This is a genomic window from Psychrobacter sp. TB20-MNA-CIBAN-0197 (assembly GCF_040309765.1).
Classification (GTDB): domain Bacteria; phylum Pseudomonadota; class Gammaproteobacteria; order Pseudomonadales; family Moraxellaceae; genus Psychrobacter; species Psychrobacter submarinus.
The window spans coordinates 1-243 of the sequence record NZ_JBEOPC010001232.1; the positions used below are offsets into that span (position 1 = coordinate 1).

Consider the following 243-nt stretch of genomic DNA (forward strand, 5'->3'; position numbering starts at 1 on the left):
GTTGTACGCCAAGTACGATATTACCTTTGGTGTTTTCGATAATCTTATTCATATCACGAATAGTTTCTACTCGTTGGCGATTCACTTGCATAATAATATCACCTTCTTCAAGGCCAACACGGGCAGAAGGTGAGCGAGGGTCTACAGACGTAACCTCAACACCTTTATTGCTATTTTTTTGCACGTTTTCGAGCTCAGCGCCTTGGAATGCAGGATGGAGTTCTTCACCGGTCGCTGTAACAC

General features: G+C 44.0%; 1 protein-coding gene. It reads right to left on the reverse strand.

Annotation, left to right across the window (positions count from 1 at the left end; translation table 11 throughout):
- Positions 1–243, reverse strand: a 243-nt coding sequence (locus AAEY83_RS17885) for a PDZ domain-containing protein (RefSeq protein ID WP_351061370.1), incomplete at both ends; no start/stop codon positions are given.